Here is a 25910-nt window from a genome sequence, read left to right as displayed (position 1 = left end):
GTTTGTGGAGCCTGCGCCGAACGCCTAGATTGGCGCTCCCTGCTGCAGCCAGGCTCACAACAGTCCACTTATGGAAAGGTTGCCGATCATGCACCAAAAAACCAACCTCAGGCCAGGGATTCTGGCCGCCCTGACCCTTAGCCTGGTCACCGGGCAAAGCCTTGCCGATACGTCGCTGGCATCCACGGTAAACGCCGCCGTGCGCCCGCTGATGCAGCAACAGGCCATCCCCGGCATGGCCGTGGCCATCAGCGTCGATGGCCAGCAGCACTACTTTAACTACGGAGTAGCGTCGACGCAGAGCGGCCAGGCGGTGAACGCCGACACCCTGTTCGAGATCGGTTCGGTGAGCAAGACCTTCACCGCCACCCTCGCAGGCTTTGCCGAGGCCAGCGCCAAGCTGAGCCTGGGTGACCCGGCCAGCAAGCACTGGCCTGCGCTCAAAGGCACGGCGTTCGATGGCATCACCCTGCTCAACCTCGGCACCTACAGTGCTGGCGGCCTGCCCTTGCAGTTCCCTGATGAAGTCAAGGGCGAGGCCGACCTGCCCGGCTACTATGGCCACTGGAAGGCCGACTACGCGCCTGGCACCCACCGGCTGTACTCCAACCCCAGCCTTGGCCTGTTTGGCTACCTGACGGCAAAAAGCCTGGGTACGCCGTTTGCCGAGCTGATGGAGAAACAGCTGCTGCCGCAACTGGGCCTGCAGCACAGCTACCTGCAGGTGCCTGCCGCACAGATGGGCAACTACGCCCAGGGGTACAACAAGCAGGACCAGCCGGTGCGTGTCGGCCCCGGGCCACTGGATGGCGAAGCCTACGGTTTGAAAGTGACGGCGGTGGACCTCTTGCACTACCTGGACCTGAACATGCAGCCGCACAGCCTGAGCAAGCCGTTGCAACGGGCCATCGCCACGACGCAGACCGGCTACTACCAGGTCGGTGAAATGACCCAGGGCCTGGGTTGGGAGCAGTATGCCTACCCGGTAAGCCTGGAACAGCTGCAAGCCGGCAATGCGCCGTCCATGGTGCTGCAAGCGCAGCCGGTGACCTGGCTTAAACCGGCGCGGCCACTGCCGGCCAACACCTTGTTGAACAAGACCGGCTCGACCGATGGTTTTGGTGCCTACGTAGCGTTCGTGCCGTCAAAACGCATCGCCATTGTGCTGCTGGCGAACAAGAACTACCCGATTGCCGAGCGGGTGAAGGTGGCGCATCGGATCCTCACGGCTCTGGCCAAGTAGAATCGCGGGGCAAGTCGAGGCGTCGCCCCGCCGCTCCCACAGTGGATTTGTGTACGCCGGACCTGTGGGAGCTGGCTTGCCAGCGATGAAGCCGGTGCAGCCAGCACACCCAGTGTTGCCTGAATTGCGACCGCTGCGCGCTCGATCACCGGCAAGTCCGGCTCCCACAGGTCCTACGCAGTGCTTAAAGTTGACCTCACGGCAACCCGTTGCGCCCGTGCAAGCGATAGCCTTCACGTTCGCTCAGGCGATCGTAGTAAGCCTCGACCGCCGGCAGCGCCGGGCGCTCCAGCGGCGTCTGCAGCCAGCGGTTGACCGACAGGCCGATGGGAATGTCAGCCAGGGAGAAATCCGCGCCACTGACATAGGCTCCGGTACGCTCCAGCTGACGCTCAAGGAGGGTCATGTTGCGCGCCCAGTTGCGGCAACCCGCCGCCAGCGCTTGCGGGTCCTGGTGGGTCGCGGCCTTGCGCACCAGCGAGACAAAGGCATAGCTCCATGAACCGTTGAGGTCGGTGGCCTGCCAGTCCATCCATTGATCGACCCGCGCCCGCGCCCTGGGCGCGGTCGGGTACAGCTGCTGACCGCCATACTGGCCGGCCAGGTAGCGGATGATGGTGTTGGACTCCCACAAAACGAAATCACCGTCGACGATCACCGGCACCATGGCGTTGGGGTTCAGCGCCAGGAACGCTTCATCCTCGGTCGAGCGAAAGCCCGAGCCCCAGTCTTCGCGCTCGAACGGCAGCTGCAATTCGGCGCAGGTCCACAGCACCTTGCGCACGTTGATCGATGAAGCCTTGCCGAGTATCCGTAGCATCACTCACTCCTGATGGTCGTGTTGTCCCAGGTGTTGCAAAAACAGGCTGAACAGCTCCGATTGGGACGATACCCCAAGCTTGCTGTACAGGTTGCGGCGGTGCACCTTGACCGTCTCCTGGGAGATGTCCAGGCGCTTGGCGATGGCCTTGCTGGAGTTGCCGCGCAGCACCAGGCGGGCCGTTTCCAGTTCGCGGGCCGACAGGGTGTCGCTGCCAAAATGCTCCAGGGCGCGCTCCACCGGCGTCGAATGCTCTGTGACCTGCTGAGGATGCTGCTGGTGCCAGTGCTGGCGCATCAGCGCCAGCAGCCACGGCGTCAGCAGGGTCAACTGGCCGATGGCGGCAGTGTCGTAGCGCTGATTGGCGCCCAACGAAATGGCCAGGACCTTGCCCGCGTCGAGGTTGAGGATCAGCTGCAGCTCGTCCTCGCCGACCAGGGCGCGAAAGTAGTTGTTGAAGTAGTCGCTCTTGCGAAACTCGTCCGGCGCCACCTCTTCCATGCGGTATATGCCATCGGCCAGGCCGTCGCGCATGGCCTGGATGAACGGGTCGAGCAGGTACAGGCCGCCCAGGTACAGCGGTGCCGCCGCAGGCGCATTGCGAAAACCACGGTCGAACTCCTCCAGCACCACAGGCGCCCCCTCACGCTCCACCAGCAGGGCCAGCGCTGTGTCGCAAGGCAGCAGTTGATCGAGCAGCACGATCAACTGGTGCCAGAACCCCGGCCTGCCCAGCTGGTCAATGACCCGGGCCAGGCCATGGTGATGGGCGGCGGCTTCGAATAGCAGGTTCACCGGTAACTCCTAGGGGGTAACGATTGGGGGGAATCGCCAGCGGCAGGTCGAGTTCCTAGACTCTGCACACCGGCACGCAGTATTGCCGTTGCTCGAGCACTTGTCATGCTGTGCGAGCAACGGCCATTGCGGGCCCTTCAAACCTTTCAACAGGAGCTGTGAATCAATGCGTGTACGTGATCTGGGCATTCGAATCGGCGTGGGCAACCCTGGCGCATTCAACGCCATCACCGATGTACCGGGCGTGCGTGTCGGCCATCACACCGTGCAGCGCGGCAGCGGCGACAACGCGGTCAACACCGGGGTCACGGTGATCGAGCCACGGGCCCGGGCCGCCAGCCTGCAGCCGTGCTTTGCCGGCGTGCACGTGCTCAATGGCAATGGTGATGCCACTGGCCTTGAGTGGATTCGCGAGGCTGGCCTGCTGACCACCCCGATTGCCTACACCAACACCCACAGCGTCGGCGTGGTCCGCGATGCGCTGGTGGCGGCCGAGCGCGAGATGGGCAAGGCCCGTACCTACTGGTGCATGCCCACGGTGCTGGAAACCTACGACGGCGTGCTCAACGACATCTGGGGTCAGCATGTGACTGCCGAGCATGTCCACGCAGCGCTTGGCGCGGCGCAGTCGGGGCCGGTGGCCGAAGGTTGCGTCGGTGGCGGCACCGGGATGATCTGCCACGAATTCAAGGGCGGTATCGGTACCTCTTCGCGGGTACTGGACAGCGCGGCCGGCGGCTGGACCGTCGGCGTGCTGGTGCAGGCCAACTACGGTGTGCGCGGCGCCTTGCGGGTAGCCGGCTACCCGGTCGGCCAGGTGCTGGGGGAGGTGCATTCACCCTTTAGCGCACCGCGCACTGTCGGCGAACCGGGCATGGGCTCTATCGTCATCACCCTGGCCACCGACGCGCCGCTGCTGCCGCACCAGTGCACGCGCCTGGCGCAACGGGCCAGTGTCGGCCTGGCGCGGGTCGGCGGCGGCACCGAAGACTCCAGCGGCGACATCTTCATCGCCTTCTCCACCAGCAACAGCCTGCCGGCGGCCAACTTCGGCCACCCGGGGGCGCCGACCAGCACGGTGCAGATGGTCAACAACGACCATATCTCGGCGTTGTTCAGCGCGGCGGCCGATGCCGTGGAGGAAGCCATCGTCAATGCCCTGCTGGCGGCCACCGACCTTGAGGCCCATGGCAGCAAGGTGCTGGCCCTCAAGCCCGAGCAATTGCTCAAGGCCCTGCACGCCGTGGGTTGGCGGGCCGCGCCAGATACTGCTGACAAGGCCTGACAGCGAAAGGCACTCGTTGCTGCGACAATTTGTCGGTATGGTGGTGTTCTGAAGATGGACGTTTACCCGCTCACAGGAAACCCAGAATGCCCCAACGCGAAGTCATCAATGCATCTGTCAGCCCAAAAGGCAGCCTGGAAACACTGTCTCAACGAGAAGTACAGCAACTGAGTGAAGCCGGTTCCGGCAGCCTGTACACCCTGTTCCGCCAGTGCGCGCTGGCAATCCTCAACACCGGCGCGCATGTCGACAACGCCAAGACCATCCTCGAGGCCTACAAGGACTTCGAGGTACGCATTCACCAGCAGGACCGCGGCGTGCGCCTGGAGCTGCTGAACGCGCCGGCTGATGCCTTCGTCGATGGCGAAATGATCGCCAGCACCCGCGAAATGCTCTTCAGCGCCCTGCGCGATATCGTCTACACCGAAAGCGAACTGGCCAGCCAGCGCATCGACCTGGAAAGCTCCCAAGGTATCACCGACTACGTTTTCCACCTGTTGCGCAACGCCCGTACCCTGCGCCCGGGCGTGGAGCCGAAAATGGTCGTGTGCTGGGGCGGTCACTCGATCAGCACCGAGGAATACCAGTACACCAAGAAGGTCGGCCACGAGCTGGGCCTGCGCAAGCTGGACGTCTGCACCGGCTGCGGCCCGGGCGTGATGAAAGGCCCGATGAAGGGCGCGACCATCGCCCACGCCAAGCAGCGCATGAGCGGCAGCCGCTACCTGGGCCTGACCGAGCCGGGCATCATCGCCGCCGAAGCGCCCAACCCGATCGTCAACGAGCTGGTAATCCTGCCGGATATCGAAAAACGCCTGGAAGCCTTCGTGCGTGTCGGCCACGGCATCATCATCTTCCCCGGTGGCGCCGGTACTGCCGAAGAGTTCCTCTACCTGCTCGGCATCCTCATGCACCCGGACAACCGTGGCCTGCCGTTCCCGGTGATCCTCACCGGGCCGAAAAGCGCGGCGCCGTACCTGCAGCAGCTGCATGCCTTCGTACGTGCCACCCTCGGCGAATCGGCGCAGGCGCATTACCAGATCATCATCGACGACCCGGCCGAAGTGGCCCGGCAGATGGTCGACGGGCTCAAGGAGGTCAAGCAGTTCCGCCGCGAGCGCAATGACGCCTTCCACTTCAACTGGCTGCTGAAGATCGAAGAGGGCTTCCAGCGTCCCTTCGACCCGACCCACGAAAACATGACCGGGCTCGCGCTCAGCCGCGAACTGCCGCCGCACGAACTGGCCGCCAACCTGCGCCGGGCGTTTTCCGGGATTGTCGCCGGCAACGTCAAGGACAAGGGCATCCGCCTCATCGAAGAAAAAGGCCCGTACGAAATCAAGGGTGACAGCGCTGTGCTCGAACCTCTTGGCCACCTGCTGCAAGCGTTCGTCGACCAGCACCGGATGAAGCTGCCGGGCGGTGCCGAATACGTGCCCTGCTACCGCGTCGTGAGCTGATTCAAGCCCCTCCCCCGTTTGCGGGCACAGCCTGTGCCCGCAACATTTGCTGCTATTTTCCTACCCCGCTCAGTGAACCTGCCTGCAGAAATATGGTCTTTCAGCTGGCGGCCTGCGCGCACGCCGCCTCTTCACCGGCCCAGTCATCGGGCTTTTATTGTTTATTTCACGCGAAGACCATCATGCCTATCTCTCGTCCTGTTGCTGCGGCGCCCACGCTGTTTTCCTCCTCCAACCCGGGCGCGCGCCGCCTGCTGACGGCCAGCCTGATAGGCGCCCTATTGGTCCTCGCCACCCCGCTACAGGCCGAAGAAGCTGCCAGCAGCAACGAGCGCTGGGTCAGCGACAGCCTGGCCACCTACGTGCGCAGCGGCCCCACCGATGGCCACCGCATCGTCGGCAACCTCAAGTCCGGGCAGAAGGTCACCCTGCTGGCCACCCAGGGCAACTACAGCCAGGTGCGCGGCGAGTCCGGCGACACCGTGTGGATCACCAGCAGCGACCTGCAGACCGTGCCCGGCCAGGCCGAGCGCCTGCCGCAACTGACCGGGCAGGTGACCCAGCTCAGCGAGCAGTTGAAAACCATCGACGACAGCTGGAAGACCCGGGTGCAAGGCATGCAGGAGACGCTTGATTCGCGCAAGACGCTGATCGACGAGCTGGAAGCGCGCAACAAGGCGCTGAATGCCGAGCTCGGCGATACCCAGTCGGAACTGCGCAGCACCCAGGCGCGCCTGGGTGACGAGAACAAGCAGGTGCTGATGCGCTATATGGTCTACGGCGGCGGCATCGCCGGTGCCGGCCTGCTCGCCGGCTTGATCCTGCCGGCCTTGAGCCGTGGGCGTAAGCGTAATGATCGGTGGTTCTGAGGAATAGTCCTGGGACGCTCAGCGCCCCCTGTGGGAGCTGGCCTTGCCAGCGATCGGCCGCGCAGCGGTCGTGATCCGCAGCGTCCAGCCAAACGTCATCCCCGCCGCTGCCAGCAGAATCAACCCTGAACCCGCCAGTTGCAGCACGCCCAACGGGTGCCCCAGGGCCAGCCAGTCGACCAGGATCGCCACCACCGGGTAGATGAACGACAAGGCGCCGACCAGGCTGGTGGGGATCTTCTGGATAGCGCTGTACAGCAGGGTCGACATCAGCCCGGTGTGGACGATGCCGATGGTGGCCAACCAGGCCCAGGTAGCGGGCGCACGCGTCAACCCCGGCACCTGCGCAAAGGGTGCCAGCAGCCCTACACCGACCAGCATCTGGATCAGCACGATCAATTGCGGCGCCACACCGTGCAATCGCTTGGTGATAACGGCGGCAATCGCATAGAAAAACGCCGCGCCCAGCGCCATTAACACGCCCAGACAGTAGTCACCGGCGACAGCATCAGCGCTCGATCCGGCCATGACGATCAGCAGCATCCCCGCGAACGCCGCCAGCAACCAGCTGGCTTTGTTAGCGGTCATCTTCTCGGCGAACAACAGCATCCCCAAGCCCACCAGCATAAACGGCTGGGTGTGGTAGACCACGGTGCTCACAGCGATCGAGGCATGCCCATAGGCGCTGAACAGCAACACCCAGTTCAACACCAGCGCCACCCCGCCGACTGCCGCCGCCAGTGCCTGGCGCCAGCTAATCCTCCCGCGCCGCAGCAAACCCAGCCCGGCACAGGCCAGCAGTAATGCCAACGCACCGAACAGGCAGCGCCAGAACACCACGGCGGCCGCAGGCTGGTCTGCGGCCAGGACGAACCAGCCAACCGTGCCGGAGATCAGCATGGCGGCGGTCATCTCCAGGGTGCCGCGTGTTTTCAGGTGCATGGCGAGCTGACTCCTGTCATATCGAACAAAGGTCCGTTATGCTGAACAGATGAAAACCGTTCGTCAAGACGAACAATTGACCGGTATAGCGAACACATGATCGAAGCACACTCCCCCATCCTCCTGCTGGCCAGCGCCATCCGCCGCGAGCGTGAGCGCCTGGGCCTGTCAGTGACCGAACTGGGCAAGCGCGCAGGCCTGGCCAAGTCCACCCTGTCGCAGCTGGAGTCCGGGGTCGGCAACCCCAGCCTGGAAACCCTCTGGGCCCTGGCCGGCGCGCTGCAGGTGCCGGTCAGCCGGCTGATGGGCCAGCCGCGCCAGCATGTGCAGGTGATTCGCGCCAATGAAGGCGCCGCCAGCCACGCCGAGCAGGCCAATTACGCCGCCACCTTGCTCGCCGCCTGCCCGGCGGGGGCTCAGCGCGATATTTACCGGGTGCGGGTGCAGCCCGGTGAGCCACGGCTGTCAAAACCGCATCCACCGGGTACCCTTGAGCATGTGATCCTGTGCCACGGCCGCGCCCGAGTGGGCCCGGTCGAGCAGGCGGTGACGCTGGCGGCCGGCGACTACATGAGCTATTCGGCCGATACCCCGCATCTGTTCGACGCGCTGGACGCCGACACCCTGGCCGTGATGCTGATCGAACACGCCTGAACGAGGACTGCCCATGAGCGAATTGCTGCTGCGCCGCCTGCACTTGCCGGCGCCGATGGGCCAGGTGCTGATCGTCAGTGACGGCCAGCAACTGTTGGCACTGGAATTCGATGCGCCCGAAAAACGCCTGCTGCGGCTGCTGCGTACCCGCTTCGGCACAGGCGTGCAGTTGCGTGAAACCGCGGGGCTGGCGGCGCTCGCCGATGCCGTGCAGGCCTACTGCACGGGCCAATTGCAGGCGTTTGATGCAGTGCCCATTGACGCTGGCGGCACCCCGTTCCAGCAGCGCGTCTGGGCGGCGTTACGAGCCATCCCGGTGGGCAGCACCCGCACCTACGGGCAGATCGCCGCACAGCTCGGCAACCCCGCAGCCGCGCGGGCGGTGGGCCTGGCCAATGCGCTGAATCCGGTGAGCCTGGCCATCCCCTGCCATCGGCTGGTCGGCAGCAACGGCGCGCTGACCGGCTATGGTGGCGGTATTGAACGCAAGCGCTGGTTGCTGGAGCACGAACGTCGCAATTCAGACGACGGCTGATGTTGGCTGAACCGGCCTCATCGCTGGCAAGCCAGCTCCCACAGGTACGGCGTACACAGATTTGCTGCGGGAGTGGCAGGCACCCTACTAACAGTCAAAAATCCCAGCGTGTGGTCAACATCAAGTTGCGCGGGTCACCATAAGACATCGAATTATAGAAACCGATATTGGTGTAATAACGTTTATCGAACAGGTTATTGGCATTGACTGTTGCCGACAGGCTGTCGGTGATCTGGTAGCGGGCCATCAGGTCCACCAGCCAGAACGGGTCCTGGGCGAACTCCTGGTCGATGTCCTTGGGCTGATTGTGCAGCACCTGCCAGCCCTTGCCCTGCCAACGCGCACCACCGCCGACGGTCAGCCGCTCCAGTGCGCCCTTGAGCTTGTAGCTGGTGTAGAAGCTGACCTGGTCTTGCGGCTCCCAGGTCGAAACCTTCTGGCCATCGTCATCGCGAATCACTTTATGGGTGTAACCCGCCTGCAATTGCCAGCCCGGCGCCAGCTCACCCGAGACTTCGGCCTCGAAGCCCTTGGTCTTGGCTTTCACGCCCATCCAGGCGAAGGCCACGTCGGGGTTGGTCGGGTTGCCGTTGTACGGGTTGTCCTCGACCGTACGATTGCTCTCATGGATCTCGAAATAGGCAAGGCTGGCGTTGACCCGGCCGTCAAGGAATTCCCCCTTCAGACCCAGTTCGTAGTTCTGCCCTTCGTCCGGGTCCAGCAGGCGGTTGGTACGGTCACGGAACCAGGCGTCCTGGGGCATGAAGATATCGGTGTAGCTGGCGTACAGCGAGTAGGTGTCGTTGAGGTCATAGACCGCGCCAAGGTACGGCACCAGGCGGTCGTTTTCCTTGTTGTTGTCCTCGATCCCGTCGTAGCTGTAGTTGACCAGGCGCCCGCCGAGCAGCAGGGTCAGGTCGTCGGTCGGGTGCAGGCGGGCTGTGAGGTAGGTGCCGTTCTGGCGCACCTTGTCGTCGGTGCGCGCCGCCACCGGGCCCCAGTCGGGTTCGGCAATGTCGCCGTCCCAGTTGGGGAAGTCCGCGATGTTGTTGTTGGCATGGGTGACATTGCGGTAGTCGTTGCCCTTCCAGCGCGAGGCGGTGAAGGAGTTGCCGATCACCAGCTCATGCTCGCGGCCGAACAACTGGAACGGCCCGCTCAGGTACAGGTCGAGGGAGTTGCTGACGGTTTCGCCGGTGTACTTCTGTGCATAGATACCGGCGGTGCCGTCCTTGCGCGGCTGGTAGCCCTGGATCGAGCCAAGCGGCGCGTGGTAGCCGTTGATCTTGTGATCGAGCTGGGCCTTGGCCACCCAACCGCTGTCCAGATGATGTTCGAGGCTGGCGAACACCGTGCGGGTGTACTGCTCCCAGCTGCTCCATTTCGCCGCGTTGTTGAAATGGTGCGAGACATTGTTGGTGTCACCATTGCCATCGAACAGCGGCACGGTGCCCGACCAGCTGGAGCCTTTGGGGTTATTGTCCTGGTAGTCGGCGCCGACGGTCAGCAAGGTGTCGGGGTCGAGGTCGAATTCGAGAATGCCGTAATAGACGCTGGTCTTACGCTGGTAGTGATCAAGGAACGAATGCTTGTCCTGATAGGCCGCCACCGCCCGGCCACGCACATTGGCGCTGTCGGTCAACGGGCCGCTGACGTCCAGCTCGCTGCGGTAGTTGTCCCAACTGCCGGCACCGAGGGTGAAGTGGCCCTTGAACTCGGCGGTGGGCTTTTTGCGCACCAGGTTGATGGTCGCGCCGAGCGAGCCTGCACCGGTCAGCAATCCGGTAGCGCCCTTGAGCACTTCGACGCGGTCGTAGATGGCCATGTCGCTGAGGCTGTTGCCGGCCGAGTAACCGACGTTGCGCGAGGTCGAGGGAATGCCGTCGTACTGGAAGTTGTTGATGGCAAAGCCGCGTGCGTAGTAGCTGTTGCGCTCGGTGTCATAGGCCGAGACGGTGATGCCCGGCGTATGGCGCATCACGTCGTCGATGTTGTTCAGGCCAAAATCATCCATGTGCTGGCGAGTCACCACGGTGATCGATTGCGGCGTTTCACGGGGCGTCAGTACCAAACGCGTGGCCGTGGCGATGGTGCCGGGGGTGTAGGAATGGCTCTCCTCGGTAATGGTACCCAACTGGTTGCTGGTAACCTCTGTGGCGCTGAGGTTGATCGCGCCCGCCTCGCTCACTTCCCGTACCAGGCTGTAGCGCCCGTCCGCTTCCTTGATCACCGCCAGGCCCTTGCTGGCGAGCAAGGCACGCAGGCCCTCCTCGACCCCGTACTGGCCATGCAGGCCTTCGCTGCGCTGGCCCTGGGTCAGCGCCGGGTCAAACGACAGCACCACTCCAGCCTCGGCGGCAAAGCGGGTCAGCACCTGACCCAGATCATCCTGCGCCAGGTCGTAGGTACGCGTGGCCGCTTCGGCCTGGGTCATGCTCAAAGGCAACAACAACGCGCAACAGCGCAGGGCGTGGTGAATCCGGCGGGTTCTCATTCGATGCGTTCTCTTCTGGTTGGCATTCAGGCAGTGGGCCTGCCTCCCATAAGTCGAACGACAAGACGAATTAATATCATTTGCATGAAAAATACTTTAGCTAACGGGCCTGCACCGTCACCCAGTACGGCGTGCGCAGGCTGACCCGCACCGGCAGCGTGCTTTCCAGGGCGCGGAAAATCTGCGCCTGGTCGTCGAGCCTGAAGGTGCCGCTGATGCGCAGCCCCACCACCTCCGGCGCACAGCGCAACCAGCCGCGGCGGTAGCGCGCCAGCTCGGCGACAAACGCCCCAAGGTACTGCTCGTTGGCGATCAGCAGGCCTTCGCTCCAGGCGTCCAGGTTGGTTTCCAGTGGCGAACTGAGCACCAACGCCGGGTTGGCGAAACGGCATTGCTCACCGGCCTCCAGCAGCGCTCCGCCACCCTGCTCGCCCGGCAGCACCCGCACGCGGCTTTCGAACACGGCCAGGCGCGTGGTGTTTTCGCTGGCCAGCACCGAGAAGCGCGTGCCCAGCGCCTGCAGCGTGCCGTGGCGGGTTCGTACCAGGAAGGGTCGATTGGCCGGGTCCTTGGCGGTAGTGATCAGCACCTCGCCGTCGCGCAGCACCAGCAAACGCTGCTGAGGGTCGAAACGTACATCCAGGGCGCTGGCGGTGTTGAGCTGGACCTGGCTGCCATCGTCCAGGGTCAGGCTTAGGCGTTCGCCGGTGCGGGTGTGGTAGTCGGCGAACCAGGGGCCTTGGCGCCCCTGCTGGTAACCGGCCCAGCCCAGCCCGCCGGCACCGGCGACCAGGACCAGCCCCTTGAGTACACCGCGCCGGCCCATCGCCGGCTGCTGGCCGGCCAGCTCCAGCGTGCGTCCGGCCAGGCGCGTGGGCATTTGCTGCAGGCGTTGCTGCACCCGTTCGACCTGCTGCCAGGCCCAGCGGTGCTGCTCGTCGGCCTGCATCCAGGCGTGCCAGGCGGCTTGCTCGGCATTGCCGGCGCTTTCGTCACCGAGGCGCGCACGCCAGGCGGCGGCCTGCTCGAGGGCGGCGAGTTGACGCGAGTCCAGGGCGGCCATCAGTCGGCCTCGTGCTGCAGGCTGTACAGCGTGCAATGGTGCAGGGCCTTGGCGATGTCGCGGTTGACCGTGACCACCGAGATGCCGAGGGTTTGGGCGATGGCCTTGTAGGTCATGCCATCGAGTTGCGACAGCAGAAAGGCCTTGCGCACCCGGGCGCCGAGGCCCGCGAGCATGGCGTCCAGCTCGCAGAGGGTTTCCAGCAAGATGGCCCGGCCTTCGGCAGAGATATCCAGGGCTTCGGGCTGCTCGGCCAGCGCTTGCAGCCAGGCGCGTTCCAGCCGCGCGCGGCGAAAGTGGTCGATCATCAGCCGCCGGGCGATGGTCGCCAAGTAGCCACGAGGTTCACGCACGGCGCGCAGGCGGTCACTGGCATCGTCGGCGCTGAGCACGCGGACGAACACGTCCTGCATCAGGTCGGCGGCCAGGTCCTGGCATTCCACCCGCGGCCGCAGCCAGCCGGTCAGCCAGCGGTGATGAGCCTGGTAGAGGTGGCTGACCTGCTGGCGCAGGGCGGGGTTGGAATCGGTCATGGCGACTCGAAGAGCAAATGAGAATTTATATCATTCTATGCGAATGATAGAAGGCGTTGGAAGAGCGCCGCACTCAAGCTGGCCCACCGGCCTCATCGCTGGCAAGCCAGCTCCCACAGTTTTTTCACAAACCCTGAGAGCGGCGCCGACCCTGTCGGAGCGGGCCTTGCCCGCGATCGAGCGCGCAGCGCTCGCAATCCCGGTGAATTTACGTCAGCCTGGCTATCATCTGTGCTCTTTCAGGAAGGAACCGCCCCTCATGTCCCTCGTCACCACCTACCTCACCGGCCTGCGTCAGGCGCTGCCAAGCGAGTCACTTGAGCAGTTGAACCTTGCCCATGGCGCTTCGGCCGAAGGCCTGCAGACGCTCACTGAGCGTTACCCGCTATGCCCCGCCAGCCTGCTGGAACTGCTCGACCATATCGACGGGACCCATTTCCGAGCCTACCCAGGCGGCACGGTCATCGTCCTGATCCTCGGCTCGGACGTGTTCGAGTACCCCTACTTCCTCAGCGCCGCCGCACAGATCCTCGAAGACGCCAGGGGTTACACCGACAGCATTCGCGGCATCTACGGCGATTACCTGGACGAATACCCGGAAACCGTCGGCCCGGGCATCGACATCGACCTGGGCATGAACCAGCGCCTGTGCTTCTCCCACTGCATGAACAATGGCGGCACCTCGAAGCTGTACATCGACTTCAACCCCGCCGCCGGCGGCACCGTCGGCCAGGTGCTGCGCTACCTGCACGACCCCGACAGCTATGAAGTGATTGCCGACAGCTTCGATCAGTATCTGCAGCAGTTGATCGACGACGACTTCGCCTTTGTTGAACGGGAGATCTGAGCGCCATTACCCATTCAGGGTTACTCCATCAACGTGATTACCGCCCACGCCGTCGCGCCGCATACTCGGTTCCAGCCCTACGCAAGGAACCCCGATGAAGATCGAACTGATACAACTCGCCGGCCGCGACGGCGATACCGCCTATAACCTGCAACGTACCCTTGAGGCCATCGCCGGTTGCGCGGCCGACAGCGACTTGCTGGTGTTCCCGGAAACCCAGCTGATGGGCTTTGCCAGCGCCGCGCAATTGCCCGAGGTCGCTGAAGCCGTGGATGGCCCCAGCGTCCGGGCCGTGCTGCAGGCAGTGCGTGAACGCGATGTCGCGGTGGTGATCGGTCTGGCCGAAAAGGCCGACGGCCGCTACTACAACACCTCGCTGCTGCTGACCCCCGAGGGCATTGCCCTGCGCTACCGCAAGACCCACCTGTGGCCCTCGGAGCGCGGCCTGTTCATGCCCGGCGATCGCTACGCCACAACCACCTGGAAAGGCCTGCGCATCGGCCTGCTGATCTGCTACGACATCGAGCTGCCGGAAAGCAGCCGCGCCCTGGCGCAACTGGGCGTCGACCTGATCGTGGTCAGCAACGGCAACATGGACCCCTACGGCCCTGTGCACCGCACTGCGATCATGGCCCGCGCCCAGGAAAACCAGGCCTTTGCGTTGATGGTCAACCGCGTCGGCCCAGGCGATGACGGCCTGGTATTCGCCGGCGCCAGCGCGGTGGTCGACCCGCACGGACGCCTGCTGTTCGAAGCCGGGCGCGAGGCCTGCCGGCAGGTCATCGAGCTGGACCTGCAACAACTCGAACACGCCCGCCGCGCCTACGACTACCTGGCCGACCGGCGCCTGCAACTGCCCGGCCAACGCATCGAACACCCTGACGGGCGCCGCGAACTGCTGATCCCCTGAGCGCTATCCCTTACAACAAGAGCCCGGAGAGCCCCATGAAGTCGACCCGCCCTATCCCCCTGGTACTCGCCGCGCTGCTCAACGTCGCCGTCGCCCAGGCCGCCGAAAGCAGCGCACCCAGCGTGCACATCTACAACTGGTACGACTACATCGCCCCCAACACCACCAAGGAATTTCAGCAGGCCTCGGGCATAGCCCCGGTGTATGACGTGTTCGACAACAGCGATGTGATGCAGAGCAAGCTGATGGCCGGGCGCAGTGGCTATGACGTGGTATTTGCCAGCGGCGACCTGCTGCCCAACCTGATCAAGGCCGGGGTGCTGGCCGAGCTCGACCGCAGCCAGTTGCCCAACTTGCCGCACCTGGACCCACAGATCCTCGCCAAACTGCAGAACAACGACCCCGGCAACCGCTTCGCTGCTCCGTATTTATGGGGCACCACAGGCCTGGGGTATGACGTCGACAAGGTCAAGGCGCGCCTGGGCGATGCCGCACCGCTCAACTCCTGGGACCTGATCTTCAAGGAAGAAAACATCGCCAAGCTGGCCGACTGCGGCGTGGCCATGCTCGATGCGCCCAACGAGATCATCCCCATCGCCCTGCATTACCTGGGCTTGCCCTACAACAGCAAGAACCCCGAGGACTACCGCAAGGCCGAAGCGCTGCTGCTCAAGGTGCGCCCGCATATCGCCTACTTCGACTCCTCGCGCTTTATCTCGGACTTGGCCAACGGCAATGTCTGCGTGGTGCTGGGCTGGTCCGGCGGGGTGTTTGACGCAAGACTTGCCGCCGACAACGCCAGGAATGGCCGCGACATCCGCTACAGCATTCCCCGCGAAGGTGCGCCGTTCTGGCTCGAAAGCATGGTGCTGCTCAAAGACGCGCCCAACCCGCAGCAAGGCCTGGCCTTTATCAACTACATGTTGCGCCCCGAGGTGATCGCTGCCTCGACCAACTACCTTGGCTACCCCAACGCCAACAAGGACGCCGCACCGCTGGTAGAAGCGAAGATCCGCGACAACCCGTCGGTGTACCCGCCCCAGGCGGTGCTCGATACCCTGTTCGCCCTGGAGCCGCTGCCACTCAAATACGAGCGCATCCGCACCCGGGTGTGGAGCAAGGTCAAGACCGGGAGTTAGTGTTAGCGTAGTGAACCGCACGCTCGCCCAAGGACTCGCTGCATGATCCGCCTGGCCTCCACTGAAGACCTGCCCGCCATCGATGCCCTGATCGAGGCGGCCTACAGCCCCTACATCGCCCGCATCGGCGCCAAGCCCGGCCCGATGCTGGAAGACTACGCGCAGTTGGTCACCCGCCGGCAGCTTCAGGTGCTGGAAGACCAGGGACAGGTAGTGGGTCTGCTGGTGTTGATCGTCGAAGCGCAGACAATGCTCCTCGACAATATCGCGGTGCATCCCGAAGCCCAGGGCCGCGGTCATGGCCGCCAGCTGATCGAGCATGCCGAAGCCCGCGCCCGCCAGCTGGGATTGCCGCGGATTCGCCTGTACACCAACCAGGCGATGGCGGAGAACCTGGGGCTGTATCAAGCGCTTGGGTATCGCGAAACCCATCGCGCCGTCGATCAGGGTTTCCAGCGGGTGTTCATGGAGAAGTACATCGGTGGGGTGGATGCCAACGGCGCTATCCTCACGCTTGCGCCGATAGCGCTACAACCCGCCTACCGGCCTGTGCTCGACGATCTCTGCCGCACCCTCGAAAACCGATGCCATACGCTGCTCGGTGGCATTTACCTCTACGGCAGCGTTGCCCGTGGCGATGCCCGCGAAGGTGAATCGGACCTGGACGTGACCCTGATACTCAACCATTGCCCCAACGCCAATGACCTGCAGCAGCTTGAACGGGTCAGAGGTGAGCTGCAGAACCGGCACCCACTGGTGAGCAAGATCGATTTCGACATCGGCACCCGTGACCAGGTACTGGCCGAGGAACACCGCAACAGTTGGGGTTACTGGCTAAAGCATCACTGCCGCTGTATCTGGGGCGAAGACCTCGCCCAGTGCTTCGCGCCATTCAAGCCTTCACCAGCCATCGCGCGGGCAGTCAATGCCGACCTGCAGGCTGCATTTAAGCGATATGCCGAGGGTATCGCCGATGCGGGCGACGCAGACACGCTGCGCCGGCTGCAACGGGAAGCCTCACGCAAGGCATTGCGGGCCGGCAACATGCTGCGAAGTGACAAGGACCCTTCGTGGCCGCTGACCCTGGAGGATCATGCTGACCAGTTACGTATTGCTTGTCCGCAACTGGCCGCTGAGGTCGAATTCTTTTTGCGTCACGCCTATCAACCCGAAGCCAGCGCCGAACAGTTCCTCGAACAGCTCGGCGCATTCAACACAGCATTCTTTGTACGTCTGAACGCTTCTGGTTGAACCTCAATCCTCCAGCGGCTTCGGCGGTTTGGGTGGTGGTGCCGGCTTGGCCGGCTTGGCGGGTTTGCCGTCCTTGCCGGGCTTGACCTCTTTGCCCTTGGTGGCGTCCTCCTTCAAATCGGCAACGGTCGGCGGCACGATGGCTTTTTCCGCTGCCGGCAACTGGTCGACCGCATCGTAAATCGCCTTGGGCTCGAGGATGCCGGTGTGTTCGATCCGGTGCAGCTCGCCGTCCTTGCCCACCAGTACTACCTGGGTGACCATCGTATCCCGGGCGCTGAACTTGAACTTGCGGATCAGGGCCATGGTCGCCTGTTGATCCAGAAACTTGTCATCACGCTTGCCGATCATGCCGGCGACGCTGTACAGCACCAGCTTGCGCTCCTCGAAGGCAGCCTTGGTGGCCGGGTCTTCAAGGGCTTTGTTCAACGCGCGAAGGGTCGGGTCAGCGGTACTGGGGGCAAGCACAACCAAGGCGCGGGTCTTGTACAGCTCCTGGCCCAAGGGGTCATCGCTATCGGCAGCGAGGGCGGGACCGGCGACAATGGCCAGCAAGGCGGCGAGGGTCAGTGACCGAACAAGCATGCGCATCTCCTTTCTATTTCCATGCAACAAAGACTACAAATCGCGACGAAAGATCCGGGTTGCGAGCCTAAACTACAGGGCCAGATGAGTGGGCAAGGCAAAGGTAACTTCCGATTACCAAGTGCGACCTTGGATGCACACCGAAAGGTCTGTCATCCGATTCTGAGGATAGCTGAAGGCCGCCTGCCATGCCCGACGACCACCCTGGAAAAAGGCCTGAACCATGAGTATTACCGACACCCTGCTGTTGTTGCTGATCCTTGTTACCGCCCTGGGCTGCGGGTTGATGGGCGGATTGTTCTTCGCCTTCTCCAACTTCGTCATGCAGGCCCTGGAGCGCATTCCGGCACAGAGTGCGGTGACGGCCATGCAATCGATCAACCAGGTGGTGCTCAACCGCCTGTTCCTCTCGCTGTTTCTCGGCACCGCCATTACCTGTGCGATTCTGCTGACCTGGGCCTGGTTGCGCTGGCCATTGCCGGGCAGCCTGTGCATCGGCATTGGCAGCGGCCTGTATCTGCTCGGTAACGTGCTGGTGACCATGCTCTTCAACGTGCCGCGAAACCAGAGCCTGGCGCGCCTGGACCCGGCCAGTAGCGAGGCGGCCAGTGCCTGGCCGACCTATGCGCGGATATGGAACCGCTGGAACCATGTGCGCACCATTACCGCCCTGGCGGCCACGGCCTGGTTGATGGTGGCGTTGCTGCGGGTAGTGTGGACTCAATAGCGGCTGTTCAGCTCCCACAGTAGATCTGTGCACGCCGGGCCTGGACTTGCTGCCTGCACCGGCCTCATCGCCGGCAAGCCAGCTCCCACAGTAGATCTGTGCACGCCGGACCTGTGGGAGCTGGCTTTGCCTGCGATCGAGCGCGCAGCGGTCGTAATCCAGTCAACCCCTGATGTGCTGGCTGCACCGGCCTCATCGCCGGCAAGCCAGCTCCCACAGTAGATCTGTGCACGCCGGACCTGTGGGAGCAGGCCTTGCCTGCGATCGAGCGCGCAGCGGTCGCAACCCAGTCAACCCCTGATGTGCTGGCTGCACCGGCCTCATCGCCGGCAAGCCAGCTCCCACAGTAGATCTGTGCACGCCGGACCTGTGGGAGCTGGCTTTGCCTGCGATCGAGCGCGCAGCGGTCGCAACCCAGTCAACCCCTGATGTGCTGGCTGCACCGGCCTCATCACCGGCAAGCGCCGGACCTGTGGGAGCAGGCCTTGCCGGCGATCAAGCGCGCAGCGGTCGCAATCCAGTCAACCCCTGATGTGCTGCCTGCACCGGCCTCATCGCCGGCAAGCCACACAGGGTCAGTGCATGCAGGTCCGGCTAGAACAAGCCCATCTGCCGATCGATCAACGCCGTGAAGTCGTCCTCCACGAACGGCAGGATCGCATCCGCCACCGGCTGCAACTGACGGGTCAGGTAGTGGTCGTAATCGATCGCCGAATGCCGCGTCTCCAAAGGTTCCGGCCCCGCCACGGTAATCACGTAGCTGATCCAGCCGCCATTCTGATACTGCCGCGGCCTGCCCTGACGGTCATTGAAGTCATCAGCCATGCGCGCTGCGCGCACATGCGGCGGCACATTGCGCTGGTAGTCGGCCAGCGGCCGGCGCAGGCGCTTGCGGTAGATCAACAGCTCATCCTGCTCACCCGCCAAGGTCTTGCGCACGTATTCACGCAAATACTGTTGATACGGCTGACGCTTGAAGATCCGCTCGTACAGTTCCTGCTGAAACTGCCGGGCCAGCGGCGACCAGTCGGTGCGCACGCTTTCCAGGCCCTTGAAAATCATCTCCTCGACGCCCTCGCCACGTTGCACCAAGCCGGCATAACGCTTCTTGCTGCCCTCCTCGGCGCCGCGAATGGTCGGCATCAGAAAGCGCTTGTAGTGGGTCTCGTACTGCAGCTCCAGGGCGCTGTCCAGGCCATAACTGTCGCGCAGGTGCTCGCGCCACCACTGGTTGACCTGCTGCACCAGCTCGCGGCCGATGCGCGCCGCATCCGCCTCGTCATGGGCACGCTTGAGCCAGACGAACGTGGAGTCCGTGTCGCCATAGATCACCGCATACCCCTGGGCCTCGATCAGCTCACGGGTACGGCGCATGATCTCGTGGCCGCGCATTGTGATCGATGAGGCCAGGCGCGGGTCGAAGAAGCGGCAGCCACTGGAACCGAGCACACCGTAAAAGGCGTTCATGATGATCTTCAGCGCCTGGGAAAGCGGCGCATTGTGCTCGCGCTTGGCCATCTCGCGGCCCTGCCAGACCCGCTCGACAATCGCCGGCAGGCAATGCCGGGTACGGGAAAAGCGCGCACCGCGAAAGCCCGGCACCGAGGTCGCGTCGCCCGGCTCGCGCAGGCCTTCGATCAGCCCTAGCGGGTCGATCAGGAAGGTGCGGATGATCGACGGATACAGGCTCTTGTAGTCGAGCACCAGCACCGACTCGTACAGCCCCGGCCGCGAGTCCATGACGAAGCCGCCGGGGCTGGCCTCCTCCGGGCGCTCGCCCTGGTTGGGCGCGACGAAGCCCTGGCGGTGCATCAGGGGCATGTACAAATGACAGAACGCCGCCACCGAGCCGCCGCTGCGGTCAGCCGGCAAGCCGGTAACCGTGGCCCGTTCGAGCAGGAAGGTCAGCAGTTCGGTCTTGGCGAAAATCCGTGTGACCAGTTCGCAGTCCTTGAGGTTGTAACGGGCCAGGGCCGGCTTGTCCTCGGCGAACATGCGGTTGATTTCGTCCATGCGCTGGTACGGGGTGTCGATGGCCTTGCCTTCGCCGAGCAGGGTCTGGGCGACGTTCTCCAGGCTGAACGAGGGGAAACTCCAGGTCGCCGAACGCAGCCCTTCGATACCGTCGATGATCAGGCGCCCGGCGGCCCCGGCAAAAAAATGCGCGCGGCTGCCGTGCTCGCGCCAGTCCATTGCTTCACCGCCACGGCCCAGGCGCAACGGCACCTTGAGCTCGGTGGCGTGGTGTTGCAGCACGCGCAGGTCGAACTGCACCAGGTTCCAGCCGATGATCGCGTCGGGGTCGTGCACAGCCAGCCAGTCGTTCAGGCGTTCGAGCAAGCAGGCGCGGCTGTCGCAGTATTCGAGGTCGAAATCCACGCCTTCGGCGTTGCCGTTGGCCGGGCCGAGCATGTACACCTGGCGCTGGCCGCAACCTTCCAGGGCGATGGAGTACAGCTCGCCGCGCTCGGTGGTCTCGATGTCCAGCGACACCAGCTTGAGCGTCGGCCGGTAGTCGGGGGCGGGTTTGAGCTGGGCGTCGAGCAGCACACCGCTGGCATCCGGCGTGCCGCTGAAACTGACCGGCGCGGTGATGAAGCGCTCCATCAGGTAACGCTCCGGCGGGCGCACATCGGCCTCGTAGATTTGCACGCCGGCGGCGCGCAGGCGTTTTTCCAGCTGGATCAACTGGCGGTGCTGGCGGCAGTACAAGCCCAGCACCGGCCGTTGTTCGAAATCGCGCAGGGCCAGCGCGCGCAACTCGACGTCGCGCTCGCCGCGCAGCAGCGCTTGGGCTTGCCCACGCTGCTCGGCGGGGACGAACGCCACCGAGGTCTGCACCGGCAGACGCAAGCGCCGGGGGCCCTGATCGGTGGCCAGCCAGAACTCGACAAGCGTACCCGCCGGGGTATCGCGCCAATGCCGGGTCAGGACAAAGCCCTGCTGTAACTCCACCGCTGCAACCTCGAAAACACCTGTGTATGCAGCGATTCTACCCGTCTGGGCCGGCGCCTGCCGAACTTAGCTCGGCACCCGTGCGCCCGGTGCGAAACCATGACCATGGGCGCGACCGGCAATCAGCAAGGCCACGGCGATCAGTGCCAGCAACACCCAGGGGAAACTGCCCACGCCCCACTGGCTGAGCAGCACGCCGCCGAGCAGGCCGCCTGCGGCAATCGCCGAGTTCCACACCGTGACTATCATCGACTGGGCGACATCGGCGCCCTCCCCGGCAGCGTCGGCGCTGGCGGTTTGCAGCAGGGTCGGCGCGCCGCCGTAGGTCAGGCCCCAGAGCGCAACACTGAGATACACCAGCGGGGCCGACTGGCTGACAAAACCGAGTACCAGGGCCACCACGGCAAAGCCGAACAAACTCAGCAGGACCATGTTGCGCAGGTGCTTGTCGATCAACGCACCCACCACGCCGATACCGGCCAATGCGGCAATACCGAAGGTCAGCAGGACCATGCCGGTACTCGCCGCCAACCCCACCGACGCCAGGTACGGCACGATATAGGTGTACAGCACGTTGTGCGCCAGCACCCACGTGAGGATCACCAGCAACACCGCCAGAACGCCGGGTGTGCGCAGTACCTGAGCGATGCCCGGGCGTTGGCCGGGAGCGTGGCCGTCAAAGTCCGGCACCTTGCACAGCACCCAGGCCACCAGCACCAGGGTCGCAGCCGAGACCAGGGCAAAGGTCATGCGCCAGCCCAGCAACTCGCCCAGCCAGGTACCGGCCGGCACGCCCAGCGACAAGGCCACCGGCGCGCCGATCATCGCCACCGCCATCGCCCGGCCCTGTTGCTCGGGGCTGACCATGCGCCGCGCATGCCCGGCGATCACGCCCCAGGCCAGGCCAGCGGCGACGCCGGTCATGAAGCGGGCGACCAGCGTCAGCCAGTAGGAACCGGACAAGGCCGTCACCGTGTTGAACAACAGGAAGCCGATAATCGCCAGCAGCAACACCGGCCGCCGGCGCCAGCCCTGGGTCAGGGTCACCAGCGGGATGGCGGTCAGCAGCGAGCCCAGGGCATAGACGCTGACCATCTGCCCGGCCATGGCCTCGCTGATGTGCATGCCGCTGGAGATCTGCCCGAGCAGGCCAGCCGGCAGGGTTTCGCTGAGGATGGCGATAAAACCGGTCATTGCCAATGCCAGCAGGCCGCTGACCGGCAAGGGCTGCTCCAGTGCGGCGGGCCCATCCGCCGTGCAACTCATCTGAGTCATGGTGACACTCCTGTAGGAAAGATGGGCGAACCTTAAGCCTGCGGTAACTGCGGAAAAAGACGGGTACAATTCCGCTCATAACGGACACTGATGTCCGCAATCAGGAAATGCAGATGGATAGCCTCAGCGGTTTCGTGGTGTTCGTGCGGGTGGCAGAAACCGGCAGCTTCGTCGGCGCCGCGCAGTCGTTGGGCGTCAGCGCTTCGGCCATTGGCAAGCGCGTGGCGCGCCTGGAGAGCCGCCTGGGGGTGCGCCTGTTTCACCGCAGCACGCGCAGCATCACCCTGACCGCCGAGGGCAGCCTGTTCCTGGAGCGCAGCCGGCGCATCCTCGCCGAGATCGAAGCCACCGAACTTGAACTGTCCCAGGCCAGCGAGGTGCCACGCGGACGCCTGCGTATCAGCCTGCCGCAGGTGACCGCGCTGGTGATGCCGGCCTTGAGCGAGTTCATGGCGCAGTACCCGGCCATCGAACTGGACCTGGATTTCGACGACCGCCTGGTGGATATCATCGGCGAAGGTTTCGATGTGGTCATGCGTGGCGGCACACCCAGCGACTCGCGTTTGAGCGCGCGCTTTCTTGGCCACTTTCATCACGTGCTGGTGGCCTCGCCGGCGTACCTGGCGCGCAATGGCACGCCCGTGCACCCCGATGAACTGGCCCGGCATACCTGCCTGCACTACCGCTTTCCCAGCACTGGCAAGCTCGAGCAATGGCCGTTGCGCCAGGAGCCCGCCGGGCACGAATACGACATCCCGGTGTCGATGGTGTGCAATCACGTCGACACGCGCATCTGCTTTGCCATCCGCGATCGCGGCATTACCTGCATTCCGGATTTCACCGTACGCCAGCAGCTGCAACGCGGTGACCTGGTGACCGTGCTGGATGACTACATGGAGCGGCGCGGCAGCTTCTACCTGCTGTGGCCCTCGGGGCGGCAAGTACCGCCACGGCTGCGGGTGTTCATCGACTTCATGAGCACGCGGCTGCTGCCGGGTGCTGGCGCGCCGCAGTATTAGTCATACAAATAGTCCAGCCCCTGGCCAGGCAGTTGCGGTGCCTGCTGCCGCAGGAATTGGCCGAGTTTCTGCACCTGGTACGCCTTGGGGCTGGCCTGCAGCCAGGTCAGGTAATAGCCCTCGCCGGTGGCCACCGCCTGGGGAAATGGCGTGACCAGGCGGCCGGCGTCAAGCTCGCCACTGGCCAGCAGCAGGTCGACCACGGCCACACCCAGGCCTTGCTGGGCAGCAGAGATGCCCTGATCCAGGGTGTCGAATACCTGGCCACGTTCCAGGCTGAGCGCGCTGCCCCCTGTCCGATTCAACCAGCGCCGCCAGTCACGCCGGTCCGGCGACGGGTGCAGCAGTTCGCAGCGGGCCAGGTCTGCCGGGTATCCGGGCTGGCACACCGGCACCAGCCACTCGTCAAACAACTTGAGGCTGGCGATGTCAGCGGCGAAGTGACCGTCGCCGAGCAGGATCGCGCAGTCGTAGGGCTCGCTGTAAAAGTCCACCGTGTCGATGTCCATCCAGACGCTGCTCAGTTGCACATTACTGTGCTCATCGCGTTGCTTGAACGCTGCCAGGTGCCTGAGCAACCAGCGCACGGTCAGGGTCGAGGGCGCCTTCAGGCGCAGATGCTGGCGGCCCTGCCTGAGCAGCCCGCAGGCGTTCTCGATGATTTTGAAACCGACCTTGAGCTCCTGGGCCAGCAACCGGCCCGGCTCGGTCAGTGCCACTTTCGGCCCGCGGCGCTCGAACAGCGCGCAGTCGAACAGGCCTTCGAGAGTCTTGATGTGATGGCTGATGGCGCCCTGGGTCAGGGCCAGTTCTTCAGCGGCGCGGGTGAACGAGCCGTAGCGTGCGGCCACCTCGAATGCCCTGAGCGCCTGCAATGCGGGAATACGTTCGTTCATGTCCAGCCAAAGCATGAGTAAAACTAATAGGAAGCCACAGTAACAGGCGTTTTACAACCTTCCCTGGCCTGCCGAGAATTCTGCTCCCCCTGACCGAGAGATCCGCCTGTGAACAGTGCCCTGCTTGCCACCTACGTTCTGACCGTCTTGCTGCTGATCGCCAGCCCCGGCCCGGTGGTGGCGCTGGTGGTCAACACCACCGCCCGCGCCGGGCGCAAGCAGGCGCTGCTGACCGCCCTGGGCACCAACGGCGCTTCGTTGGTGCTGATTGCCCTGGCGGCAGCCCTGATCTTCAGCAGCGCCGCACTCAACCCACTGGTGTTGAGCGCCCTGAGCCTGTTCGGCTGCCTGTTCATCGGTTATCTGGGCCTGAGCGCCCTGGCCGAACTGCGCCAGCCCGCCCTCGCCACGGAGCAGGCCCCGCCCCACCAGGGCGGGTTGTGGCAAGGCTTTGCCATTGGCCTGGCGAACCCCAAGGACATCCTGTTCTTTGTTGCCTTCTTCCCGCAGTTCATCCAGGTCACCGAGCGCTTCAGCCACAGCCTGATGCTGCTGGGGTTGGTCTGGCTGGTGCTCGACCTGGGTATTCTGGGCCTGTACATCCTGGCCATCGGCCGCCTGGCCGAGCGCCTCGACCGGCGCCTGATCAGCGCCATCAGCGCCGTGGTACTGCTGGTCATCGCCGTTGCCGGGCTGGCCTACAACATCCGGCAACTGTTGCCCTGACGGGCTACGCTTTCGGCTGTGGGCCCAGAGCGGTTAGAATGGCGCGCTATAACCCAGGCCAGCCTCAAGCCACACTATGGACAGTCGGATTGAATCCTGAACAGCGCAGTTGTCTCCAAGCCCACATGCATGCCCGTCCGACCCCGAACCTCAGAGGCTCTTCCTTGATCCGCTCGCCCCTTTTGCACGGCCTGCTCGCCGTCGTGCTGCCGACTTCGGCACTGGCCGCCGGCGTTCAGATCGACCCACATGCCGACCTGCTGTACCGCCAGGCCCTGACCTTCCTGGAACAGGCCGAGTCCCAGACCAGCAGCTACACCCTCAAGACCAGCACCACCGACCAGGACCTCGCCCAGCAAGGCCAGGCCCTGGGCCGCACCCTGGCACCGGCGGTGACCCTGCTGAAGAAGGCCGTGGCACTTAACCACCCGGCAGCACAATACCGCCTGGCGCTCTACTACATCACCTATTTGCCGGCAGCCCAGATCCCTGACGCCGCCTGCCCGCTGCTCGAAGGTAGCATGACCCAGGGGTTTGCCCCGGCAGCGCTGGGCATCGAGAACTGGTGCCCGACCTTCAGCCGCAGTGAATACCGCACGGCGCTGGAAAGCGTGCAGAGCACCGCGACCCTCTACGCACCTTACTACCCGCAACCGGCCGTACGCCTGCCGTGCCATCGCGAGCAACCGCAAGGCCTGGCCATGCAGTGGGGCCGCCAGCGCGATTACCAGGCCGAGGTCTACCGCCTGCTGGCCAGCACCGACCCGGCGCAAAGCAGGAGCTACTGGCAAAAAGCGGTGGACATCAACGGCTGCATCCCGGCGCAGCGCAGGCTGGCCAGCAACCTCTACTGAGGGCACTGGCGTCGCCGCCGACAGCAAGATCGT

Annotated in this window: 24 protein-coding genes; 14 read left to right on the top strand and 10 right to left on the bottom strand. The window is 64.4% G+C overall.

What is annotated here, in order from left to right; all coding sequences use genetic code 11:
- Positions 1-88: 88 nt before the first annotated feature.
- Positions 89-1243 (top strand): class C beta-lactamase, encoded by a 1155-nt coding sequence (gene ampC, locus KHO53_RS21400; protein ID WP_213570792.1) that lies wholly within the window; start codon positions 89-91, stop codon positions 1241-1243.
- Positions 1244-1439: 196 nt separating this feature from the next.
- On the opposite strand, the gene KHO53_RS21395 is transcribed toward ampC, so the two are convergent.
- Complete coding sequence (locus tag KHO53_RS21395) at positions 1440-2063, bottom strand: glutathione S-transferase family protein (RefSeq protein WP_010221772.1); 624 nt, start codon at positions 2061-2063, stop codon at positions 1440-1442.
- Between the two features lie 3 nt (positions 2064-2066).
- The gene (locus tag KHO53_RS21390; RefSeq protein WP_213570791.1) at positions 2067-2858 is read right to left on the bottom strand and encodes a helix-turn-helix transcriptional regulator; all 792 of its coding nucleotides are present in this window, start codon (positions 2856-2858) and stop codon (positions 2067-2069) included.
- A 166-nt stretch (positions 2859-3024) separates the two neighbouring features.
- Between KHO53_RS21390 and KHO53_RS21385 the strand changes: the two genes are divergently transcribed.
- The 3 genes from KHO53_RS21385 to KHO53_RS21375 all read left to right on the top strand — a co-directional run bounded on the left by KHO53_RS21385 (position 3025) and on the right by KHO53_RS21375 (position 6472).
- The gene (locus KHO53_RS21385; protein WP_213570790.1) at positions 3025-4143 is read left to right on the top strand and encodes a DmpA family aminopeptidase; all 1119 of its coding nucleotides are present in this window, start codon (positions 3025-3027) and stop codon (positions 4141-4143) included.
- A gap of 86 nt (positions 4144-4229) precedes the next feature.
- Complete coding sequence (gene ppnN / locus KHO53_RS21380) at positions 4230-5603, top strand: nucleotide 5'-monophosphate nucleosidase PpnN (RefSeq protein ID WP_010221769.1); 1374 nt, start codon at positions 4230-4232, stop codon at positions 5601-5603.
- Positions 5604-5785: 182 nt separating this feature from the next.
- Positions 5786-6472 (top strand): TIGR04211 family SH3 domain-containing protein, encoded by a 687-nt coding sequence (locus KHO53_RS21375; RefSeq protein ID WP_213570789.1) that lies wholly within the window; start codon positions 5786-5788, stop codon positions 6470-6472.
- An 18-nt stretch (positions 6473-6490) separates the two neighbouring features.
- Here the strand turns inward: KHO53_RS21375 and KHO53_RS21370 are convergent, their stop codons facing one another.
- Complete coding sequence (locus KHO53_RS21370) at positions 6491-7414, bottom strand: DMT family transporter (protein WP_213570788.1); 924 nt, start codon at positions 7412-7414, stop codon at positions 6491-6493.
- 96 nt (positions 7415-7510) lie between these two features.
- On the opposite strand from KHO53_RS21370, the gene KHO53_RS21365 reads away from it, so the two are divergent.
- Both KHO53_RS21365 and KHO53_RS25805 read left to right on the top strand, forming a co-directional pair.
- Complete coding sequence (locus tag KHO53_RS21365; RefSeq protein ID WP_010221765.1) at positions 7511-8068, top strand: helix-turn-helix domain-containing protein; 558 nt, start codon at positions 7511-7513, stop codon at positions 8066-8068.
- A 13-nt stretch (positions 8069-8081) separates the two neighbouring features.
- Positions 8082-8603: a methylated-DNA--[protein]-cysteine S-methyltransferase gene (locus KHO53_RS25805; RefSeq protein ID WP_010221764.1), complete on the top strand. Its 522-nt coding sequence runs from the start codon at positions 8082-8084 to the stop codon at positions 8601-8603.
- 94 nt (positions 8604-8697) lie between these two features.
- Here KHO53_RS25805 and KHO53_RS21355 read toward each other — a convergent pair whose 3' ends face one another.
- The 3 genes from KHO53_RS21355 to KHO53_RS21345 form a co-directional block, all read right to left on the bottom strand.
- Positions 8698-11097 carry a TonB-dependent siderophore receptor gene (locus KHO53_RS21355; protein ID WP_213570787.1) on the bottom strand — a complete coding sequence of 800 codons (2400 nt, stop codon included), beginning with the start codon at positions 11095-11097 and terminating at the stop codon, positions 8698-8700.
- A 100-nt stretch (positions 11098-11197) separates the two neighbouring features.
- Positions 11198-12160 (bottom strand): FecR domain-containing protein, encoded by a 963-nt coding sequence (locus tag KHO53_RS21350; RefSeq protein ID WP_213570786.1) that lies wholly within the window; start codon positions 12158-12160, stop codon positions 11198-11200.
- Complete coding sequence (locus KHO53_RS21345) at positions 12160-12693, bottom strand: sigma-70 family RNA polymerase sigma factor (protein ID WP_036996038.1); 534 nt, start codon at positions 12691-12693, stop codon at positions 12160-12162. The genes KHO53_RS21350 and KHO53_RS21345 overlap by 1 nt, the downstream gene beginning before the upstream one ends.
- 259 nt (positions 12694-12952) lie before the next feature.
- On the opposite strand from KHO53_RS21345, the gene KHO53_RS21340 reads away from it, so the two are divergent.
- The 4 genes from KHO53_RS21340 (at position 12953) to KHO53_RS21325 (ending at position 16840) form a co-directional block, all read left to right on the top strand.
- Positions 12953-13540, top strand: coding sequence for an SMI1/KNR4 family protein (locus KHO53_RS21340; RefSeq protein WP_213570785.1), 588 nt, complete (start codon positions 12953-12955; stop codon positions 13538-13540).
- 94 nt (positions 13541-13634) lie between these two features.
- The gene (locus tag KHO53_RS21335; RefSeq protein ID WP_100782225.1) at positions 13635-14450 is read left to right on the top strand and encodes a carbon-nitrogen hydrolase family protein; all 816 of its coding nucleotides are present in this window, start codon (positions 13635-13637) and stop codon (positions 14448-14450) included.
- A gap of 35 nt (positions 14451-14485) precedes the next feature.
- Complete coding sequence (locus KHO53_RS21330; protein ID WP_213570784.1) at positions 14486-15589, top strand: polyamine ABC transporter substrate-binding protein; 1104 nt, start codon at positions 14486-14488, stop codon at positions 15587-15589.
- Between the two features lie 42 nt (positions 15590-15631).
- Complete coding sequence (locus KHO53_RS21325; protein WP_213570783.1) at positions 15632-16840, top strand: GNAT family N-acetyltransferase; 1209 nt, start codon at positions 15632-15634, stop codon at positions 16838-16840.
- 3 nt (positions 16841-16843) lie between these two features.
- On the opposite strand, the gene KHO53_RS21320 is transcribed toward KHO53_RS21325, so the two are convergent.
- Positions 16844-17425, bottom strand: coding sequence for a DUF4174 domain-containing protein (locus KHO53_RS21320; protein ID WP_213570782.1), 582 nt, complete (start codon positions 17423-17425; stop codon positions 16844-16846).
- A gap of 223 nt (positions 17426-17648) precedes the next feature.
- Between KHO53_RS21320 and KHO53_RS21315 the strand changes: the two genes are divergently transcribed.
- A complete protein-coding gene (locus KHO53_RS21315) occupies positions 17649-18152 on the top strand; it encodes an anthrone oxygenase family protein (protein ID WP_213570781.1) in 504 nt (167 codons plus the stop codon).
- Between the two features lie 594 nt (positions 18153-18746).
- Here the strand turns inward: KHO53_RS21315 and KHO53_RS21310 are convergent.
- Both KHO53_RS21310 and KHO53_RS21305 read right to left on the bottom strand, forming a co-directional pair.
- Entirely contained in the window at positions 18747-21107 is a 2361-nt protein-coding gene (locus tag KHO53_RS21310; RefSeq protein WP_213570780.1) for a DNA polymerase II, read from the bottom strand.
- A gap of 66 nt (positions 21108-21173) precedes the next feature.
- A complete protein-coding gene (locus KHO53_RS21305) occupies positions 21174-22373 on the bottom strand; it encodes an MFS transporter (protein ID WP_213571244.1) in 1200 nt (399 codons plus the stop codon).
- A gap of 122 nt (positions 22374-22495) precedes the next feature.
- On the opposite strand from KHO53_RS21305, the gene KHO53_RS21300 reads away from it, so the two are divergent.
- Positions 22496-23401: a LysR family transcriptional regulator gene (locus KHO53_RS21300; protein WP_036996047.1), complete on the top strand. Its 906-nt coding sequence runs from the start codon at positions 22496-22498 to the stop codon at positions 23399-23401.
- Here KHO53_RS21300 and KHO53_RS21295 read toward each other — a convergent pair.
- Positions 23398-24297, bottom strand: a complete 900-nt coding sequence (locus KHO53_RS21295; protein WP_159388446.1) for a LysR substrate-binding domain-containing protein — start codon at positions 24295-24297, stop codon at positions 23398-23400. The two genes, KHO53_RS21300 and KHO53_RS21295, sit on opposite strands and share 4 nt — an antisense overlap.
- Positions 24298-24405: 108 nt before the next feature.
- On the opposite strand from KHO53_RS21295, the gene KHO53_RS21290 reads away from it, so the two are divergent.
- Positions 24406-25023: a LysE family translocator gene (locus tag KHO53_RS21290; RefSeq protein ID WP_010225677.1), complete on the top strand. Its 618-nt coding sequence runs from the start codon at positions 24406-24408 to the stop codon at positions 25021-25023.
- Positions 25024-25148: 125 nt separating this feature from the next.
- Complete coding sequence (locus tag KHO53_RS21285; protein ID WP_050990032.1) at positions 25149-25877, top strand: hypothetical protein; 729 nt, start codon at positions 25149-25151, stop codon at positions 25875-25877.
- Positions 25878-25910 lie beyond the last annotated feature (33 nt).

The sequence above is a fragment of the Pseudomonas sp. RC2C2 genome, from assembly GCF_018390435.1.
Classification (GTDB): Bacteria; Pseudomonadota; Gammaproteobacteria; order Pseudomonadales; family Pseudomonadaceae; genus Aquipseudomonas; species Aquipseudomonas donghuensis.
The sequence above is the reverse complement of the archived record's forward strand: the minus strand, read 5'-3'. Positions and strand labels throughout refer to the sequence as shown.